This window comes from Streptomyces sp. NPDC019396 (assembly GCF_040632375.1).
Classification (GTDB): Bacteria; Actinomycetota; Actinomycetes; order Streptomycetales; family Streptomycetaceae; genus Streptomyces.
In genome coordinates, this window is sequence record NZ_JBEYBS010000017.1 from 144417 (window position 1) to 163433 (window position 19017).

The window sequence follows — 19017 nt, forward strand, 5'->3', positions numbered from 1 at the left end:
CGACTCGTGGAGGATCCGTACACCGGCGGGCTGCTGTCCGACTGAGCTGTCCCGTCGTCCGGATCAACGCCGACTGCCGGAACGCCGACTGCCCACCGGAAGGCTTCCGGTGGGCAGTCGGCGTTCAGCCGTTCACTCGTCGCGGTCAGACGAGGTCGAACCGGTCGAGGTTCATCACCTTGACCCATGCCGCGACGAAGTCGTGCACGAACTTCGCCTTCGCGTCATCGCTCGCGTAGACCTCGGCGAGCGCGCGCAGTTCGGAGTTCGACCCGAAGACCAGGTCGGCCCGGGTACCGGTCCATTTGGCCTTGCCCGTGACGGAATCACGGCCCTCGAAAGTGCCCGCGTCCTCGGAGGTGGCCTTCCAGGTCGTCCCCAGGTCGAGCAGGTTGACGAAGAAGTCGTTGGTCAGCACCCCGGGGGTCGAGGTGAACACACCGTGCTGCGACTGCTGGTGGTTGGCGCCCAGCACACGCAGACCACCCACGAGAACCGTCAGTTCGGGCGCGCTGAGGGTCAGCAGGTTGGCCTTGTCCAGCAGCAGGTACTCGGCCGGCAGCCGGTTGCCCTTGCCCAGGTAGTTGCGGAAGCCGTCAGCGGTGGGCTCCAGCGCCGCGAACGCCTCCGCGTCGGTCTGGTCCTGCGAGGCGTCCGCACGGCCCGGTGCGAACGGGACCTCGATGTCGAAGCCGGCGTCCTTGGCGGCCTTCTCGACACCCGCGCCACCCGCGAGCACGATCAGGTCGGCGAGCGAGACCTGCTTGCCGCCGGTCTGGGCGGAGTTGAAGGTCTGCTGGATGTTCTCCAGGGTACGCAGCACCGTCGCCAGCCGGTCGGGGTCGTTGACCTCCCAACCGCTCTGCGGCTGGAGCCGGATACGCGCGCCGTTGGCACCGCCGCGCTTGTCGCTGCCACGGAAGGAGGACGCGGATGCCCAGGCCGTGGACACGAGCTGGGACACCGGCAGACCCGAGTCGAGGATCTGGGACTTGAGTGCGGCGATGTCGGCGGCGTCGACGAGCTCGTGCGTCACCTCGGGCAGCGGGTCCTGCCAGAGCAGCACCTCGGACGGGACCTCGGGGCCGAGGTAGCGCGCGACCGGACCCATGTCGCGGTGGGTCAGCTTGTACCAGGCCCGCGCGAAGGCGTCCGCGAACTGGTCCGGGTTCTCGAGGAAGCGCCGCGAGATCTGCTCGTACACCGGGTCGAACCGGAGCGAGAGGTCGGTCGTGAGCATCGTCGGGGCGTGGGTCTTCGACGCGTCGTGGGCGTCGGGTACGGTGCCCGCACCCGCGCCATCCTTGGGGCGCCACTGGTTGGCTCCGGCGGGACTCTGGAACAGCTCCCACTCGTGGCCGAACAGGATCTCCAGGAAGCTGTTGTCCCACGTCACCGGGGTGTTGGTCCAGATGCCCTCGAGACCGCTGGTGATCGTGTCACCGCCCTTGCCGGTGCCGTGGCTGTTCCGCCAGCCGAAGCCCATCTCCTCCATCGGCGCGGCCTCCGGGTCTGGGCCGACGGCATCCGCGGGGCCCGCACCGTGGGTCTTGCCGAAGGTGTGGCCACCGGCGATCAGCGCGACTGTCTCCTCGTCGTTCATCGCCATCCGGCGGAACGTCTCGCGGATGTCGCGGGCGGCGGCGATCGGGTCGGGGTTCCCGTTCGGGCCTTCCGGGTTCACATAGATGAGCCCCATCTGGACCGCACCGAGCGGGTTTTCGAGCTCCCGGTCACCGGTGTAGCGCTCGTCGCCGAGCCAGGTGGTCTCGGGGCCCCAGTAGACGTCCTCGTCAGGCTCCCAGACGTCCTCGCGGCCTCCGGCGAAGCCGAAGGTCTCGAAGCCCATCGTCTCCAGGGCGACATTGCCCGCGAGGATCATGAGGTCGGCCCACGAGAGGTTCTGGCCGTACTGCTTCTTGACCGGCCACAGCAGCCGGCGGGCCTTGTCGAGGTTGCCGTTGTCGGGCCAGCTGTTCAGCGGTGCGAAGCGCTGCTGGCCGGCACCGGCGCCGCCGCGGCCGTCGCTGATCCGGTAGGTGCCGGCGCTGTGCCAGGCCATCCGGATGATGAACGGACCGTAGTGGCCGAAGTCGGCGGGCCACCAGTCCTGCGAGGTGGTCAGCACATCCGCGATGTCCCGCTTGACGGCCGGGAGGTCAAGGCTCTTGAACGCCTCGGCGTAGTCGAAGTCCTCGCCCATCGGATTGGACACGGCCGGGTTCTTGGCAAGGATCCTCAGATTGAGCCGGTCCGGCCACCACTGGCGGTTTCCACCACCCTGTGTCGGGTGCGGCGCCCGCCCATGGGCAACCGGGCAGCCTCCACCACCCTCATTCTTTGCGTCTGCAACGATTGCATCATGATTCTCGGACATGGGAATCCTTCCGGACGGGGCAAATCACGTGCTCAGGAAGTGCGGGTGGTGGGCATCAGGGACCCGGAACTCGAACCCGGCGGACGGCCTCGGACTCGCCCCGGCGAACGGATCCCGCCGCGACAAGCACACGGAGAGCTACGCGCACGATATGAAGGGGACGCATGACCTGCGCGATCGCGGCAACGGTCCCGTCATGTCTCAAATCTCCTGCCGTACTGGAGCCTACTGCTCTCTTGGCTAGCACCGGAACCGATCCTACAATGGACACTGTCCAAGTCAAGAAGTATGCCTAACCCATATCCAGTCAGAATCCAGACATGCACAGGTAAACTTGGAGCGCCCCACCGAGCCCGAATAGGTGAACTGATCATGAGCGACCTGCTGGAGCGACTACGAGCGCGCGGCTGGCGCGTGACCTCCCAGCGGCGTGTCGTCGCGGAGGTCCTCGACGGCGACCACGTACACCTCACGGCCGACGAGGTGCACGCCCGTGCGGCGCAGCGACTGCCCGAGATCTCCCGGGCGACCGTCTACAACACCCTGGGTGAACTGGTCTCCCTCGGTGAGGTCATGGAGGTGTCCACCGAGGGCCGTGCCAAGCGCTACGACCCCAATGCGCACCGGCCGCACCAGCACCTGGTGTGCTCCCGATGCGGCACCATCCGCGACGTCCACCCCCTCGGCAACCCCCTGACCGACCTCCCGGCCGGGGAACGGTTCGGCTTCACGGTGTCCGAGGTCGAGGTCACTTACCGAGGGCTCTGCCCGTCCTGCGCCTGACCGGCGGATGAGGTCGCCTACGGCGTTCGGATCGCACCCGTTCGATGCCGCGTGGTGGGTTTCTGCCCGTAACCCCGCCGAGCGCCGTGCCGCCCCACGGCCCCCCTGTAGAAGGGAGTCCGCTGCTCCAGTGCCTACAGGGGGAAACCATGAAGCGCACCACCCGCGGCCCGCTGTCGCGAACCGCCGCGGCCGTCGCGCTCACCACACTCTGCCTGCTGTCGGCCGGGTGCGGGAGAGACGGCGGCGGGGAGTCCGGTGACTCGGGTGGCAGTTCTTCCGGCGCCTCATCGCCGGGCTCTGACAGCTCTGACGGTTCCGGCACCGCATCGGATGCCTCCGGCGGGTCGGACGACACCGGCGGCGAGGACAGCGGCGGCGACGGCGCGCCGGCCACGGACGGAGGCGAGGACACCGGCCCGGCCGGTGGCGGCTCAGGCGATGACAGCGGCCCCCGCCCGGCCGAAGAGCCGGTGGGCGACTGCGCGTCCTACTCGCTGCCGGCCTCCGACCAGTCGCCCAAGTCCTTCTCCAGCGGCAGCACGAACATCAGCCTGCGGCGCGGCTACGACGTCTCGGCTCAGGTCGTCGAGGCCGCATCGGACGACGGCCGCTACAGCGGTGAGTACAGCCTGATGAGCGGTGACGCTTCCTTCTACGACGGGCAGATCACCGTGTCCATCGAGTACGAACTGGTCACGGGGTTCGACGGACAGGTCACCAGCGAGCCGGTGCAGAAGGCTCATGTGTGCGGGTGGACCGAGGAGTAGACCCGCCACGCAGCCCCGGGCGGGCTCCGTGGCCCTGCCCCGCGTGCGCCGGGGCGCGGCGCAGCGATCGGCAGTGCCGGGCGGGCCACGACCCGGCTGTCCTCGGGATGGAAGAGGTCAGCCCTTACGGTCGAGTGGCGCGCCCTCGGCGGCATTGGCTTCCGCGGCCGTCGCCGAGCCGCGCAGGACCCGCGTGACGCACACGGCGAGGGCGGCCCCGGCCACCGGGCCGATCAGATAGACCCACCAGGTGGACAGGTCCCCCAAGGCCACATCGGGTCCCAGGCTGCGGGCCGGGTTCATGGAGGCGCCGTCGAAGGGGCCGCCCATGGTGCCCCAGGCCAGGATGTAGGCGCCCACGGCCAGGGGCACGAACGGCCCGTTGAGCTTGGGCCCGTCGGCGAGGCACAGGACCATCAGTACCAGGCCGAAGGTGATGACGGCCTCGAAGGCGACGGCCTGCCAGGAGAGCCCGGGTTGGGGCCTGGTCGCGGCGAGGTGGCCCGCGGGGCCGAAGAAGCCCCGCGCCAGCAGGGATCCGCCGATCGCCGCGGCGAACTGGACGATCCAGTAGGCGCAGGCCATCCGGAGGTTCATGTCGCGCCGCAGTACGAACCCCAGGGTCATGGCCGGGTTGAAGTGGGCGGAGATGTCGCCGAGGAAGTACACGGCCACGAGCAGCCACAGCGCGGAGACCAGGGACAGGACGAGGACGACCTGCCAGGGTTGAAGGCCGCCGCCGCCGTAGCGGGCCAGGATGGCCGCACCTCCGGACAGGACGAACGTGAGCCCGGCCATTCCGATGAACTCGGCGAGCAGGCGCCGTAGCCGGTGGTCGGGGTTGGTCCAGTCGGCATAGCCGCGCGGGCCCACGGATGCGATCAGGGCGGCCTTGCCGACCGGGCCCGCCGCGCCGGGCTGCGGGGAGCTCATGTCACGGCTTTCCGGACGGGATGTCGGCGCTGCCTCCGCGGGTCATGGCGAGCGGGTCGACCACCCGGTCGAAGAGTTCCTCGGAGACGCCGTTGGCGAGCGCGGCCTGCTTGAGGGTGGTGTCGTGGTCGATGGCGTAGTGGGAGATGACCGAGGCCTGGTCGTAGCCGATGACCGGGGACAGCGCGGTGACCATCATCACCGACCGGTCGATGTTCTGGGTCAGTCTGGCCTGGTTGACCTTGGCGCCTTCGATCATGAACTCCCTGAAGTGGTCGCACATGTCGGCCAGGATCAGTGCGGAGTGGAGGTAGTTGTCGATCAGGACGGGGCGGAACGCGTTCAGCTCGAAGTTCCCTTCGGCGCCGCCCATGGTCACGGCCACGTCGGAGGCGATGACCTGGATGGACACCATCAGCATGGCCTCGGCCTGGGTCGGGTTGACCTTGCCCGGCATGATCGAGGATCCGGGCTCGTTGGCCGGCAGGATCAGCTCATGGATGCCGGTCCGCGGCCCGGAGCCCAGCCAGCGCAGATCATTGGCGATCTTGAACAGGGTGACGGCCACCGACTTGAGCGCGGCATGCGCGCGGACCATGCGGTCCAGCGTGCCCTGGGCGGTGAACTTGTTGGGTGCGGTCCTGAACGGCGCACCGGTCATGGCGGCGATCTGCGCGGCCACCAGGTCGCCGAATCCGGTCGGGGCGTTCAGCCCGGTGCCGACCGCGGTCCCGCCCATGGCCAGCATCAGCAGTCCTTTGGTGGCGTGCTCGACGTCGGCGATGCCGTCGTCCAGCGCCCCGGCATAGCCGGACCACTCCTGCCCCACCGTCAGCGGGCAGGCGTCCTCCAGATGGGTACGGCCGATCTTGACGACGTCGGCCCACTCCCTGGACTTGGCCTCGATCGCGTCCCGGAGCCGCCGCAGCGCGGGGATGGTCTTCTCCGTTGCCATCGTGTACGCGGCGATGTGCATCGCGGTGGGAAAGGTGTCGTTGCTCGACTGGCCCATGTTCACGTGGTCATTGGGGTGTACGGGCTCCTGGGATCCCAGCTTGCCGCCGACCAGCTGGATGCACCGGTTCGAGACCACTTCGTTCACGTTCATGTTCGACTGCGTTCCGGACCCGGTCTGGAACACATAGAGCGGGAAGTCCTCATCCAGCGCTCCGGCGATCACCTCGTCGCACACCTGCTGGATCAGCCGGCCCTTCCAGGCGGGCAGCCGGCCTGCCTGGCTGTTCACGACGGCGGCAGCCTTCTTCACGTATCCGTAGGCGTGGTACACCTCCTTGGGCATGCGGTCACGGCCGATGTTGAAGTGCTTCAGGCTGCGCTGGGTCTGCGCGCCCCAGTACCGGTCGGCCGGCACCATCACCTCGCCGAGGCTGTCGAACTCCCGCCGCTCCCCCGTGGCGTCAAGCCCGATGGGCAGGTCCAGGACCTTCGGTGCCGTGTCATCGGCCGTGCCGTCGTTCGAATTCGCGTGCGCATGGGTCATGGGGCCATTCCTTCCCCGGCGGACCCGGGCCCCATAACCGACCTAACGGGTGCACTCAGGGACGCAGCCCGTCGAAGGTGATGGGAAGGTGCCGCGGTCCGCGCAGTACGGCGCTGGTGCGGTACGGCGGTGGGTCCTCGGTCAGGCGGGGGTTGTCGAGCCTGCGGACCAGCTCGGTGAGCGCGATCTGTCCCTCAAGGCGCGCCAGCGGGGCGCCGAAGCAGCTGTGGATCCCGCTGCCGAAACCGAGGTGCTCGACGTCCGGGCGGTCGGGGTCGAAGCGGTCCGGGTCGCGGAAGCGCTGCGGGTCGCGGTTCCCCGATGCCAGCATCAGGGCGACCGTGGAGCCCTCGGGGATGGTGACACCGCCGATCTCGATGTCCGTCAGCGCGCCGCGCCGGGGAATGATCTGCACCGGGGGCTCGAACCGCAGCAGCTCCTCGACCAGCCGGGGAGCGATCTCCGGCTCACGGCGCAGCCTCTCGAACACGTCCGGGCGGCGCAGCAGGGTCAGCATGCCGTTGGTGATCAGGTTGACCGTGGTCTCATGACCGGCGATCAGCAGCAGGACCGCGGTGACCACCAGTTCCAGCCGGCTGAGCGGTCCGCCCTGCGCCTCGTGGTCCTCGGCCAGGAGGGTGAGCATGCCGTTGGAGTTGCCGCGGCCGCTGTCGATCAGTTCGTTGATGTAGAAGGCCAGTTCCTTTCTGGTCCCGGCGCCTTCCTGCAACCTGATGGACGGGTCCTCGCCGGGCCTCGGGTCGATGGAGGCGACCAGTTTGTCGGCCCATGCCCGGAAGCGGGGTTCGTCCTCATGGGGCACCCCGAGGAGCCGGCAGATGGCCGTCACGGGGAAGGGGTAGGCGAAGGAGTCGACCAGATCGAGCTCGCCCCCGTTGGGAAAGGCGTCGATGAGTCGTGCGACGGTCGCCTCGAGGTCGGGCCGCAGCTCCGCGATGAGGCGGGGCGAGTGGGGCGGCCCGAACTGGCGCATGGTCAGACCGCGGACCCGGTCGTGCTCGGGTGGGTCCATGCCGATGAAGGCGGGCGGGAACTGCCCGCCCGCGGCGGCCTCCTGGTCCGCGTGCGTGGAGGTGAGGCGGGGGTCGTGGAGCAGGGCCAGCAGTTCGGGGTAGGTGCTGATGGTGTAGACGCCGTCGTCCTGCCTGCACACCGGCGTCTTGCGGAGTTCCGCGTACAGCGGATACGGATCGGATCGGCTGCCGTAGTCGAGGATCTGTCGCATCAGGGTCTCGTTGCCCATTCCGCTGCTCCTTCCGCACGCCGGTTCCCGGACGTCACCGGTCCCGCCCGCATTGTCACCACGGCCCCGGCCGGGACGGGCTGACCTGCGTGCTGACCCGCGTGCGAGTCGCCTGACCGGCTCACACACGTCCGCCCGGGCAGGACTTAGCACGCCCGTGCGGAAGGCTGGAGCAGGGGGCGCTCATCGGTGTCGCGCGACCGTATCGGATGATGTGCACATGAAAATCCAGCGGGCCGGATACGGCCTGTTCGCCGCACTCATCACCCTGACACTGCTGATCTGCGGCACCATCATCACCACCGTCACTTTCGTCAACAGGGGACGCAGCGGACCGTTTGAGGCCGGGGACGGAGGCGGCGCCGACGGAACCGGTGGCACGACGGCGCAGGCCGTCGGCACCGGCGGCTGGGCCGGTACGTGGTCGGCGGCCCCCGGGAAGGCGGCGGCCGCCCCCGTCGGCGCGTACTCCGTGCGCAATGTCGTGCACACCAGCGTCGGCGGCGGTCTGGCGAGGGTGACGCTCTCCAATCTCTTCGGGACCGCGCCGCTGCACATAGGGCACGCGACCGTCGCCGTCGCCGCGGGCGGCGCCGACGCCCTGTCCGGCACCCTGCGCCAGGTGCTGTTCGACGGTCAGCGGTCCATCGCGGTACCGGAGGGCGGGCAGGTCGTCAGCGACGCCGCGCGGCTGCCCGTGCCCGAGGACGGGAAGCTACTGGTCACGGTGCATGTCGAGGGGCCCGGACCGGGTCTGGTCACCCTGCATGCGCGAGCCCGGCAGACCTCGTACCTCGCGTACGGGGACCGGACGCGGGACACGGACGGCGTCGCCTACACCCGGCGCACCCCCTCCTGGCACTACCTGACAGCCGTGGACGTACGCGATCGTGCCGTCCGCGGCACGGTGGTCGCCATCGGCGACTCACTCACCGACGGCGCGGGTTCGACCCCGGACGCCGACCGCCGCTGGCCGGACCGGCTGGCCGAGCGGCTGCGCAACGGCAGCCGGGAGTACGGGGTGGTGAACCAGGGCATCAGCGGCAACCGGGTGCTCAGTGACGGCACGGGACCGAGTGGACTGTCCCGCTTCGAGCGCGATGTGTTCGACCGTCCCGGTACCCGGGTCGTCGTCATCGCTCTGGGCATCAACGACATCATCCGCCCGCCCCGGCCTGCGGACCCCGGGGAGCTGACGGCCGCGCTGCGGACGCTCACCGAACGGGCACGTGCCCGTGGGCTGCGGGTCGTCGGCGCCACACTGATGCCCTTCGAGGGCCACCGCCGGTACACCCCGGCCCTGGAAGCCGTACGGCAGGAAGTGAACACGGTGATCCGCGCGGGTACGGTCTTCGACGCCGTACTCGACTTCGACCGGGCCCTGCGCGACCCGTACGCCCCGGACCGGCTCGATCCGGCGTATGACTCGGGCGACCATCTCCACCCCAACGACGCCGGGTACGCGCGGATGGCACAGAGCGTGGACCTTTCGGTGCTGATCGGCGAGGGCTCCTCCGCCCGGCTCTGAGAAGGATCACTCCGCCCGGCTCCGAAAAGACCAGGGGCGGTGACCGACGCCCTTCCGGGATCGGTCACCGCCCCAGCGGCATGAGGTCCCGGTCAGACCACCGGAGCCGGGTAGGTGGGGTACTCCACACCGGAGACGTGCTGGACGACCCGGATGACCTGGCACGAGTAGCCGAACTCGTTGTCGTACCAGAGGTAGAGGATCGCGCTGTCGCCGTCGACCTTGGTGGCGCCCGCGTCGACGATCGAGGCGTGGCGCGAGCCGATGAAGTCGTTGGAGACCGCGTCGGGGGCGCTGGTGAAGTCGATCTGGCGCTTGAGCGGCGAGGTCAGCGAGACCTTGCGGAGGTAGTCGAGGACCTCCTCGCGGGTGGCCTCGCGGCCGAGTCGCAGGCTGAGGATCGCGATGGAGACGTCCGGCACCGGGACCCGGATGGAACTACCGGTGATCGGGGCCTTGAGGTCGGGCAGCGCCTTCGCGACAGCGGAGGCGGCGCCGGTCTCGGTGATGACCATGTTGAGCGGCGCCGAGCGGCCGCGGCGGTCGGCCTTGTGGTAGTTGTCCAGCAGGTTCTGGTCGTTGGTGAACGAGTGGACCGTCTCCACGTGGCCGCGCAGCACCCCGTACTCGTCCGCCATCGCCTTCAGCGGCGGGACGATCGCGTTGGTGGTGCAGGACGCGCAGGAAAGGATCTGCTCGTCCGGCTTGATCGTGTCGTGGTTGACGCCATGCACGATGTTGGGGACGTCGCCCTTGCCCGGGGCGGTCAGCACGACCTTGTCGATACCGGGGCGCAGGTGCTGGGACAGACCCTCGCGGTCCCGCCACTTGCCCGTGTTGTCGATGAGGATGGCGTCCTTGATGCCGTAGGCCGTGTAGTCGACCTCCGACGGGTCACCGGCGTAGATGACCTTGATCTCGTTGCCGTTGGCGACGATGGTGCTGGTCGCCTCGTCGACGGTGATCGTGCCCTGGAACTGGCCGTGGATGGAGTCCCGGCGCAGCAGCGAGGCGCGCTTGACGATGTCCTGGTCACCGCCCCGGCGGACGACGATGGCGCGTAGCCGCAGGCCGTTGCCGGAGCCTGCCTTCTCGATCAGCAGCCGGGCGACGAGGCGGCCGATACGGCCGAAGCCGTAGAGCACGACATCGCGCCCCTCGCGGCGCTCGATCTTGTTGGCGCCGGTGGCACCGGCGACAGCTTCGGCGGTGAACTCCGCGGCCGAGAGACCGCGGTCGTCGGCCTTGTGCGTGGCGGCGAGCATGCCGATGTCGATCTGGGAAGGGCCGAGATCGAGCGTGGTGAGCGCCTGGAGGAACGGCAGGGTGTCGGTGACCGAGAGCTCCTCGCCCGCGATCTGCCGTGCGAACCGGTGCGTCTTCAGGATGCTGACCACCGACTTGTTCACCAAGGAGCGGCTGTGGAGGAGGACGGTGACGTCCCGCTCCCGGTGCAGCTTCCCGATGATCGGGATCATCGACTCCGCGATCTCCTCGCGGTTCTTCCAGTTTGTGAACGAGTCCTCGTTGACAGTCACAGGATTATCTTTCGAGCTAGGCGGTGCTCATATGCTAACCCGCACACTGTTCGATCTTTCACGGGCCCCCGGTCAGGCCCGCGCGGCCAGAGGGCCCCTGGTCCGCCGGGCGCTACCGGCGAACCAGGGGCCCCCTATCCGGCTCCTGTGCGAGGGCGTTACGGAGCCATCTCGTAGGCGCCCGAAAGTGCCTCGACCCGCTCCCACACCCGCGCGGCACGAGCCTCGTCGACCACGGGGCGGCGGACCGCACCGAGCGCCCAGCGCTGCTGCTGCTCGGTGGCGGAGTCCTTGCCGTGCAGCTCGACCGCGTGCGCCGAGAAGTCACGGACGAGGACGGAGAACAGTTCGTCGAGCACGTCCTCGTCCAGCCCGGTGAGCCGGGCCTGCTCCAGGATCAGCTGGCCGTGCACGACCAGGGCGAAGAGCTGGCCGACGGCGAGCAGCAGATCGAGATCACGGCTCTGCCGCTCGTCGGGCGCGGCGGTGGTCACGAACTCGCACAGGGCGTCGGCCTGCTCCCGGAAGCGGGCGACGTTGGGGACGTGGGCGTAGCCGTCGTAGGCCGGGCGCCAGTCGTGGAAGCGCACGGAGCCCAGACCCCGGGCGGGCCCCTGCCGGAAGAGGAACTCGTCGTCGGCGGCGTCGAGACGGGTGGGCACCGCGGGGTACTCCAGCGGCTCCAGCAGGTGGTTGCGCATGAACTTGAGGATCAGCGCCAGGTTGACATGGACCGTGCCCTCCAGCTTGGGCAGTCCACGGATCTCGGTGGAGGCCTGGGCGAAGTAGGTGTCCTTCTCGAAGCCCTTGGCCGCGATCACGTCCCACATGAGGTCGATGACCTTCTCGCCCTCGGTGGTCACCTTCATCTTGGTCATCGGGTTGAACAGCAGGTAGCGGCGGTCGTCGGGGCCGGCGGAGCGGAAGTAGTCGACGGCGCGGTCGCTGAACAGCTTCATCCCGACGAGGCGGACGTACGCGTCGGCGAGCTCGCGGCGCACGTGCGGGAAGGCGGTCACCGGGCGGCCGTAGAGGATGCGGTTCTGCGCGTGGGTGACGGCCTCGTACATCGCGTGCTCGCAGATGCCGATGGAGGCGGTGCAGAGGTTGAACTTTCCGACGTTGACGGTGTTCAGCGCGGCGTCGAACGCGGCACGACCGGTGTGCAGGATGTCATCGGCGGCGACCGGGTAGTTCTCCAGGCGGAACTCACTGACGTACTTCGACGAGTCGACGACGTTCTTCACCAGGTGGTAGGCCGAGTGGCGGCTGTCGGCGGCGAAGAAGACATAGCCGTCGGGACCTTCGACGTCGGTGCGGCGGCCGAATACCGAGACGAGTCCGGCCGCGTTGCCGTTGCCGATGTAGTACTTGGAACCGGTGGCGCGGAAACCCCCGTCGCCGTCGGGCTCGAGCAGCATGTCGGTGGAGTAGATGTCGGCGCCGTGCGCCTTCTCTGACAGACCGAAGGCGAAGACCTCGCCCTGGTCGAGGAGTTCGGCCGCACGGGAGCGAGCCGCCTCGTTGTCGCTCTGCCACACCGGACCGAGACCGAGGATGGTCACCTGCCAGGCGTACCAGTAGTCGAGGCCGTAGAAGCCGAAGATCTCGTTGAGCGCGGCGATCCGGGCGGTGTCCCAGCGCTGGTTCTCGTTGCCCGCGGCGGCTGCCGGGGTGAGGAAGGTGGCGAAGAGGCCTTCCTTGGCGGAGAAGTCGAGGAAGTCCGCGAGCCAGGCGCGGGTGCGGTAGTCCTCTATCAGCTTGCGCTTGCCGCGCGCCTCGAACCAGTCGACTGTGGCGCGCAGCAGCCTGCGGGTCTCGGGGTCGAAGTGCGCCGGGTCGTAGGTGCGGGGGTTGAACAGCAGCGGGTCGGCCATGGATGGTCGCCTTCCGGGTGTCGGGGCTGGACGGGACGGTTGCGTGTGGTGCGGACTGCTGGTGGGGGGAAGCGGGCGCTTCAGGGGGACTGACGGGTCGCGCCGATGCGGCGCAGGGTGCCGAGCACGTCGTCGAGCCATTCGATCGTCATCTGCTCGTACGCGATGCCGCCGCGCAGCACGACGTGCTGGAGTTCCCGGCCCGCGTCCAGCGGGGTGGGGGCGTCGGGTCCGGTGAAGTCGCGGGTCTCACCGGAGAGATAGCGCGCGAGGCGGTCCCGGTGCGCCTGGCGATGCCGCTCGACCTCGCGGATCAGTGCGGCGGGGTCGTCGAAGGCGGCGCCACGGATCTTCACGGCGAGCTCATGCCGTACGCTCTCGGGCTCGATCGGCTGGTGCAGCCACCGGGAGAGCTCGGCGCGACCTGGCTCCGCGACCGAGTACTCCTTCTTGTCCGGTCGTCCTTGCTGCGGCACGTCGCGGACGACGAGCAGGCCGTCGCTCTCCATGCGCTTGAGGACGCGGTAGATCTGCTGGTGGGTGGCGGTCCAGAAGTAGCCGAAGGACCGCTCGAACCGGCGGGCGAGCTCATAGCCGGAGCCCGGGTTCTCCAGCAGGGAGACGAGGATCGCGTGGTCGAGCGCCATGGCGCCGATCTTCTATGCAACGAGTTGCATAGACAAGGGGTGGTACCCGGATGAGACGGGGCTCACCCCGGCCCCCGTCACCCTGCCCGGGCAGGCGGGCTCATGCGTCGAGACCGGGAGCGCCCCAGACGGGGAACCATCGGTCCAGATCCGACTCGATGCGCAGATCATCCCCGAGCAGCGCTCTGACCTGGAGTTCCAGCGCGTTGTCACGTCGCTCGTCCGCTCCGGGAAGCGGGGCGAAGGGGTAGAAGGCCCCCCTCTTGTAGAGGTAGACCAGTGCGAGAACGCGGCCGTCGCCGCGGTCGGCAGGGGCAGCGTGGAAGCCGGCGACCGTGCACAGCAACTGAGGCCCGAAGCCCGCCTCTTCGAGGAGGGTGTTGACCGCGTGCAGGTCATTGACGAGCGAGACCATGTCGTCGGCGGGACGGCGGATGACGAGCCAGGTGTACCCGTACGCGTCCTGCTCGTATGCGACGGGGAATCCGGCTCGAGAGGTGTCGGCGTCGAGAAGCTCCCGCACGTCGTCCTGGAGGCGAGCGAAGGTACCGCCCTCGACACCCGCGAAGCAGACCGATCCGCAGCCGGTGGGAAGGAATCCGGTGCCCGCCTGGAGGGTGATCGCGGCGGCGGGCAGCCCGAACAGCCGGTCGAGGTCGGGGCGTACCGGCTTGCTGCGGCCGAGGATGGCGTCGAGGAAGCCCATGCGCGATCAGCGGCCGAGCTCGGTGGAGATCCTGCCGAGCTGGTCCAGGCGCTGCTCCAGCGTCGGATGCGAGGAGAGGAGCCGGCTGAGACTCGCCTTGACGGGGAATGCGGGAGCGAACCAGAAGGCGTTGAACGGCTCCGCCTTGCGCAGGTCGCGGGTGGGGATCCTGGCCATCTCGCCGGACACCTTGACGAGCGCTGACGCGAGCGCCGAAGGCCGTCCGGTCAGCAGCGCGGCGGCGCGGTCGGCGGACAGCTCGCGGTAGCGCGAGAGCAGCCGGGTCAGCAGAAAGCTGATCACATAGACCACCGCGCTGACCAGGGGAATCACCAGTACCGCGATGGCGGTGTTGGCATCGCGGCTGTTGCGCCCGAGACCGCTGTAGAGCCAGACACGGATCATCACGCCCGAGAGCACTCCGAGGAAGGAAGCGATGGTCATCACGACGACATCGCGGTGGGCCACATGCGACAGCTCATGCGCGAGCACCCCCTCCAGCTCTGCCGGCTCCAGCCGCCGCAACAGCCCGGTACTGGCACAGATCAGGGCGGTCTTCTCGCTCCGCCCCGTGGCGAAGGCGTTCGGGATGTCACTGTCGGCGATCGCCACCCGGGGTTTGGGCATGTCGGCGAGCGCGCAGACACGGTCGACGACTCCGTGCAGCTCCGGCGCCTGCTCGGGGGTGACCTCGCGGGCACCCATGGCGTGGGCGGCGATCCGGTCGCTGAACCAGAACTGCGCGATGAAGAGACCTCCCGCGATCGGCAGGACGATCGTCCAGGAGTCGCGTAGCAGGGCGAGCAGCACGCCCACGAAGACCACATAGAGCAGGCCGATCAGGAACATGGTGGTCACCATGCGGGTGGTGAGTCCCCGATCCAGTACGTAGCGCGACCGCGGCCGGGTGGCTGGCATCTGATCACCCCTCCAGGCGGAGCTTCCATCGCCGTCGTCCCCTTCTACAAGGATGCCCCCTTTCGATGTTTTCCCGGCATTTCCGGCGAAGAAGGCCCCCAAGCCCGGTCCGGGGGCCTTCTGCGGCACCGCTCACCGTCAGATGAGCGGCCGCTCGTAGACCAGGAAGCCTTCGTGCCGGGCCACCCGGTCGTACAGGGCGCGCGCGGTCGCGTTGTCCTGATGCGTCTGCCAGTAGAGCTTCTCGGCCCCCGCCTCCCTGGCCGCCACGGCCGTCGCCTCGATGAGCGCCCTGCCCACTCCCGTGCCACGGGCCTCGGGCGCCGTGAACAGGTCCTCCAAGTAGCAGTAGGTGCCGGCGGCCCAGGTGGAACGGTGCAGGACGTGGTGGCAGATGCCGGTCAGGGCGCCGTCGGACCATGCCCCCAGCGCTCCCATCGGCTCCGCCGGGTCGATGAAGCGGGACCAGGTCAGATCGGTGACATCGGGCGCGAGTACGTGGTCGTAGAAGTCCAGGTACGCCTTCCACAACGGGTCCCAGGCGGATCGGTCGGCCGGGGTCAGGGGTCGGATGTCCAAGCCGGTGATCGGCGGCACGGTTTCCTCGCAGGTCGATGGCAGGTCGACGGCAGGTCGACAACGGCGGCGGTCGGCCACAGCTTGCCAGGTGCCCGGGCACTCGCCCCTGATCGCTTCGCCGCTCCTTAACGGGGCAGCGTCTGTTCGGTCCAGATCGTCTTGCCCCAGTCGCTGTAGCGCGTTCCCCAGCGCAGCACGAGCTGGGCGACGATGAACAGTCCGCGCCCGCCTTCGTCGTCGTCGGCGCTGTGGCGGAGATGGGGGGCGGTGTGGCCGGCGTCGGCGACCTCGCACACGAGGGTGCGGTCCAGGATGAGCCGGACATGGAGTGGGCCCTCGGCGTGTCTGACCGCGTTGGTGACCAGTTCGCTGGCGATGAGCTCGGTGGGGAACACCAGCTCCTCCAGTTCCCACTCACGCAGTCGTTCCGCGATCAGTTCGCGCGCACGGCCGGCGGCGACCGGCTCCGCGGGCAGGTTCCAGGTGGCGATCCTGCGGCTGTCGAGTTCGCGGGTGCGCACCAGCAGGAGGGCCGTGTCATCGGTGGTCATGCTGCCGGGGAGCAGCTCGCAGATGGCGCGGTCACAGAGTTCCTCCAGGGAACCGGAGCCTTCGCTGAGAACTCTGCCGAGGGTCTCCAGACCTTTGTCGATGTCCCGGTCGCGCGCCTCGACCAGACCGTCCGTGAAGAGGGCGATCAGGCTTCCGACCGGCAGTTCGAGCTCATGGGACTCGAAGGGCAGACCGCCCAGGCCGAGCGGCGGACCGGCCGGCAGGTCCGGGAAGCTGACCCGTCCGTCGGGGTCCACGATCGCGGGCGGCAGGTGCCCGGCACGCGCCATGGTGCAGCGCCGGGACACGGGGTCGTACACGGCGTAGAGGCAGGTGGCGCCCGTGGCCACATCGTCGTCGCCGGAAAGCGCGCCGGTGTCGTCCCCGGCGTCGACGGCCGATTGCCCCACGAGGTCGTCGAGACGCTTCAGGAGTTCTTCGGGCGGCAGGTCCGTGGGGGCGAGGGCGCGGACCGTCGTACGCAGGCGTCCCATGGTGGCCGCGGCATGGAGCCCGTGGCCGACGACATCCCCGACGACCAGACCGATCCGGGTCCCCGACAGGGGGATGACGTCGAACCAGTCACCTCCCACGCCGCTCAGATCGTCCGTGGGCAGATAGCGGTGGGCCACGTCGACCGCGGAGTTCGCCGGAAGGTGCCGTGGCAGAAGCTGCCGCTGGAGTGCCAGTGCCGCCGAGCGTTCCCTGGTGTAGCGGCGGGCGTTGTCGATCGACACGGCGGCACGGGCGACCAGTTCGTCGGCGAGCGCGACGGCGCCGCTGTCGAAGAGGTCCGATCCGTCACGGCGTACGAAGGTGACGAGCCCGATGGCGCGGCCACCGACCCGCAGCGGCACGACGAGCGTGTCGTCCACGAGCACGATCCCGCCGGAGGAGAGGCTGCGGTACTGGGGCGATCCGGGGGGATAGTCCACCGGGCAGGGTGGCCGGCTACGGGCGACCACGGTGTCGGTGGCGCCGCCTTCCGCGGCCGATCGCGCGGCGGTACGCATCAGTTCGGTGCCGGCCGGACCCGCGGCGTCGGGCATCTCGCCGTCCAGCACGCCGGGCGCGAGGTCGACCTCCACCAGGTCGGCGAACCCGGATACCCCCACCGCCGCCAGTTCATCGGCGGTGGCGACCACATCCAGGGTGGTTCCCACCCGCCGGCCCGCTTCGACCAGCAGATTCAGCTGCTGCTGCGCCCGGTAGCGGTCCGTGATCTCGAACGCGTCCTCGCAGAGTCCGAACACCTGACCGTCCGTGCCCTGGATCCGGTAGTAGGAGCAGGACCAGACGTGCTCCCGGCCGGGCTCGCTGGGCTGTTCCCCGCGGAAATGCAGGTCCACGACGGGTTCGCCGGTCTCCAGCACCTGCCGCATGACCGCGTGGAGGGTCTCCGGGTAGCCCGGCGTCACAAAACCGCCCAGAGGGTAGAGGTCCTCTGCCAGCTCGCCGCGCACCTCCTCGAGAGGCCGGCCGAGTTCGTCCTCGGAGACAGCGTTGCACCACAGGAGGCGGAGATCGGTGTCGTACGTGGCGAGGCCCACGGGCGACTGCGTGGCCAGGCCCTGGAGCATCGCGAGCTGGGTTTCCCATTCCCTGAGCGGTGCGTATTCCGCCGCCACGAGAATCCGCTGTGCGGGCCCCGCACCGGACAGGTGGCAGACCGTGGCGACGAGGTGCACAGGGTGCCCGTCCCGGTGCACGGCGACGCGCACATCGCTTTCGCGCTCTCGCGCTGATGCGTCCGGAGGTTGCAGGAAGGTGCCGACGGGCCGACCGATGATCTCCTCGGTCGGGTAGCCGAAGAGTTCCCTGGCAGCGGAACTCCAGCCGATCACCGTGTCGTGGGCGTCGAGCACGCACGTGGCGGCCTTCGTGACGTCCAGCGGGCCACGGAAGTCGATGTCCCCAGCGGCAGTCCTCACGTAGCTCATCGTGCCCTCACCGGCCTGGCTCATCAGCTCCAGACTCCGCCTGATACTGACCCTGCGCAACCAAACGGGCGGAGGCGAACGTTCACCCTCCGTGATCAGAGCAGTGGAAGGGGCGCTTTTGATCACGATGTGAAAGGCTCGGGCAGCGGAGGACCAGGGAGGGAGAAACGTGGGGCGGTCGGAGCAGGACGGAGATGTCTGGGTCCGTGTCTTCCATCCGGCACCGGGAGCTGAGCGGCAGTTGGTCTGCTTCCCGCACGCCGGTGGTTCGCCGAGCTACTACTTCGGCCTTTCCGCGGCACTGAGCCCGGACATCCAGGTCCTGGTGGTGCAGTACCCGGGCCGCGAGACCAGGCTGTTCGACGAGTTGCCGACGTCCATGGACGCCCTCGCGGACGACATCCACGAGGCGCTGCGCCCCGTCGTCGGGAAGCGCCCGTATTTCTTCGGCCACAGCATGGGCGCGGTCGTCGCGTTCGAGGTCGCCCGGCGCGGGGAACGGGACACGGGCCGCGGTCCCGAGCGGTTGATCGCCTCCGCGTGTGTGGCGCCGTCGAGGCGCGTCGACACGGGGCTGCGCCACCTGGACGACGCGTCCGTACTCGCCGCCATCATGGGCCTCGGGGGCACGGAGGGCGGCACCCTGGACGCCCACCACGAGCTGGCCCCGCTCATCCTGCCCGCCATCCGCGCCGATCTCCATATGATCGAGCCCTACCTGGCCGGCACGGACGTGAAGCTGAACTGCCCGATCTCGGTCTTCGCTCCGGACAACGACCCCAAGGTGCCGCTCGCCGACTCCGAGGTCTGGGCCCAGCACACCACCGCTGATGCCGAGATGCATGTCTTCCAGGGCGGCCACTTCTACTTCAAGGAAGTTCCCGGCGAGTTCACCGAACGGCTCAAGGGCGCGCTGTCCTGACCTCCGCGGTGAGCGGGCGGGACGGCGCGGTGCCCGGTGGCGGTGAACACCACCGCCGGGCACCGCGCCTTGACCACTTCGGGCCTTGCTAGGGCGTGTTTCGAAAGTAGCGCCGTCCGCCCGGAGGGCGGGCACCGCGGCGTCTGGTGCGTGCGATCGCAAGGCGGAGGGTCGCCCTCGTA

At 69.2% G+C, this 19017-nt stretch carries 15 protein-coding genes; 4 read left to right on the plus strand and 11 right to left on the minus strand.

Going from position 1 to position 19017, the window contains the following annotated elements; translation table 11 throughout:
* Positions 1-145 precede the first annotated feature (145 nt).
* A complete protein-coding gene (katG, locus tag ABZ532_RS20735; protein ID WP_361285462.1) occupies positions 146-2377 on the minus strand; it encodes a catalase/peroxidase HPI in 2232 nt (743 codons plus the stop codon).
* A gap of 372 nt (positions 2378-2749) precedes the next feature.
* Here katG and ABZ532_RS20740 point away from each other — a divergent pair, with 372 nt between their 5' ends.
* Positions 2750-3160 carry a transcriptional repressor gene (locus ABZ532_RS20740; RefSeq protein ID WP_361285465.1) on the plus strand — a complete coding sequence of 137 codons (411 nt, stop codon included), beginning with the start codon at positions 2750-2752 and terminating at the stop codon, positions 3158-3160.
* Between the two features lie 149 nt (positions 3161-3309).
* Positions 3310-3930, plus strand: coding sequence for a hypothetical protein (locus ABZ532_RS20745; RefSeq protein WP_361285469.1), 621 nt, complete (start codon positions 3310-3312; stop codon positions 3928-3930).
* A gap of 117 nt (positions 3931-4047) precedes the next feature.
* Here the strand turns inward: ABZ532_RS20745 and ABZ532_RS20750 are convergent, their stop codons facing one another.
* Genes ABZ532_RS20750 through ABZ532_RS20760 form a run of 3 tightly spaced genes read right to left on the minus strand, consistent with a single transcriptional unit; the run spans position 4048 to position 7628 of the window.
* Positions 4048-4863, minus strand: a complete 816-nt coding sequence (locus ABZ532_RS20750; protein WP_361285472.1) for an aquaporin — start codon at positions 4861-4863, stop codon at positions 4048-4050.
* 1 nt (position 4864) lies between these two features.
* Complete coding sequence (locus ABZ532_RS20755; RefSeq protein WP_361285475.1) at positions 4865-6364, minus strand: class II fumarate hydratase; 1500 nt, start codon at positions 6362-6364, stop codon at positions 4865-4867.
* Positions 6365-6419: 55 nt separating this feature from the next.
* Positions 6420-7628: a cytochrome P450 gene (locus tag ABZ532_RS20760; RefSeq protein ID WP_361285478.1), complete on the minus strand. Its 1209-nt coding sequence runs from the start codon at positions 7626-7628 to the stop codon at positions 6420-6422.
* Positions 7629-7848: 220 nt separating this feature from the next.
* Between ABZ532_RS20760 and ABZ532_RS20765 the strand changes: the two genes are divergently transcribed.
* Complete coding sequence (locus ABZ532_RS20765) at positions 7849-9156, plus strand: SGNH/GDSL hydrolase family protein (protein ID WP_361285481.1); 1308 nt, start codon at positions 7849-7851, stop codon at positions 9154-9156.
* A 92-nt stretch (positions 9157-9248) separates the two neighbouring features.
* On the opposite strand, the gene ABZ532_RS20770 is transcribed toward ABZ532_RS20765, so the two are convergent.
* The 7 genes from ABZ532_RS20770 to ABZ532_RS20800 form a co-directional block, all read right to left on the minus strand.
* Complete coding sequence (locus tag ABZ532_RS20770) at positions 9249-10694, minus strand: glyceraldehyde-3-phosphate dehydrogenase (RefSeq protein WP_361285484.1); 1446 nt, start codon at positions 10692-10694, stop codon at positions 9249-9251.
* Between the two features lie 158 nt (positions 10695-10852).
* Positions 10853-12571 (minus strand): acyl-CoA dehydrogenase family protein, encoded by a 1719-nt coding sequence (locus ABZ532_RS20775; RefSeq protein ID WP_361285487.1) that lies wholly within the window; start codon positions 12569-12571, stop codon positions 10853-10855.
* A gap of 80 nt (positions 12572-12651) precedes the next feature.
* Complete coding sequence (locus ABZ532_RS20780; RefSeq protein ID WP_361285490.1) at positions 12652-13218, minus strand: PadR family transcriptional regulator; 567 nt, start codon at positions 13216-13218, stop codon at positions 12652-12654.
* A 100-nt stretch (positions 13219-13318) separates the two neighbouring features.
* Positions 13319-13924: a hypothetical protein gene (locus ABZ532_RS20785; protein ID WP_361285493.1), complete on the minus strand. Its 606-nt coding sequence runs from the start codon at positions 13922-13924 to the stop codon at positions 13319-13321.
* Positions 13925-13930: 6 nt separating this feature from the next.
* Complete coding sequence (gene htpX / locus ABZ532_RS20790) at positions 13931-14842, minus strand: zinc metalloprotease HtpX (RefSeq protein ID WP_361285496.1); 912 nt, start codon at positions 14840-14842, stop codon at positions 13931-13933.
* A gap of 138 nt (positions 14843-14980) precedes the next feature.
* A complete protein-coding gene (locus tag ABZ532_RS20795; RefSeq protein ID WP_361285499.1) occupies positions 14981-15421 on the minus strand; it encodes a GNAT family N-acetyltransferase in 441 nt (146 codons plus the stop codon).
* 125 nt (positions 15422-15546) lie between these two features.
* On the minus strand, positions 15547-17913 hold the full coding sequence (locus ABZ532_RS20800; RefSeq protein ID WP_361285523.1) for a SpoIIE family protein phosphatase: 2367 nt from the start codon (positions 17911-17913) through the stop codon (positions 15547-15549).
* A 169-nt stretch (positions 17914-18082) separates the two neighbouring features.
* Between ABZ532_RS20800 and ABZ532_RS20805 the strand changes: the two genes are divergently transcribed.
* Positions 18083-18835, plus strand: coding sequence for an alpha/beta fold hydrolase (locus ABZ532_RS20805; protein ID WP_361285502.1), 753 nt, complete (start codon positions 18083-18085; stop codon positions 18833-18835).
* The last annotated feature ends 182 nt before the right edge of the window (positions 18836-19017 follow it).

Coding starts and splice junctions, on each gene's coding strand:
- ABZ532_RS20740 (WP_361285465.1), top strand. CDS start 2,750: ATGAGCGACCTGCTGGAGCGACTACGAGCGCGCGGCTGGCGCGTGACC.
- ABZ532_RS20755 (WP_361285475.1), bottom strand. CDS start 6,364: ATGACCCATGCGCACGCGAATTCGAACGACGGCACGGCCGATGACACG.
- ABZ532_RS20750 (WP_361285472.1), bottom strand. CDS start 4,863: ATGAGCTCCCCGCAGCCCGGCGCGGCGGGCCCGGTCGGCAAGGCCGCC.
- ABZ532_RS20800 (WP_361285523.1), bottom strand. CDS start 17,913: ATGAGCTACGTGAGGACTGCCGCTGGGGACATCGACTTCCGTGGCCCG.
- ABZ532_RS20765 (WP_361285481.1), top strand. CDS start 7,849: ATGAAAATCCAGCGGGCCGGATACGGCCTGTTCGCCGCACTCATCACC.
- ABZ532_RS20785 (WP_361285493.1), bottom strand. CDS start 13,924: ATGGGCTTCCTCGACGCCATCCTCGGCCGCAGCAAGCCGGTACGCCCC.
- htpX (WP_361285496.1), bottom strand. CDS start 14,842: ATGCCAGCCACCCGGCCGCGGTCGCGCTACGTACTGGATCGGGGACTC.
- ABZ532_RS20780 (WP_361285490.1), bottom strand. CDS start 13,218: ATGGCGCTCGACCACGCGATCCTCGTCTCCCTGCTGGAGAACCCGGGC.
- ABZ532_RS20775 (WP_361285487.1), bottom strand. CDS start 12,571: ATGGCCGACCCGCTGCTGTTCAACCCCCGCACCTACGACCCGGCGCAC.
- ABZ532_RS20760 (WP_361285478.1), bottom strand. CDS start 7,628: ATGGGCAACGAGACCCTGATGCGACAGATCCTCGACTACGGCAGCCGA.
- ABZ532_RS20745 (WP_361285469.1), top strand. CDS start 3,310: ATGAAGCGCACCACCCGCGGCCCGCTGTCGCGAACCGCCGCGGCCGTC.
- katG (WP_361285462.1), bottom strand. CDS start 2,377: ATGTCCGAGAATCATGATGCAATCGTTGCAGACGCAAAGAATGAGGGT.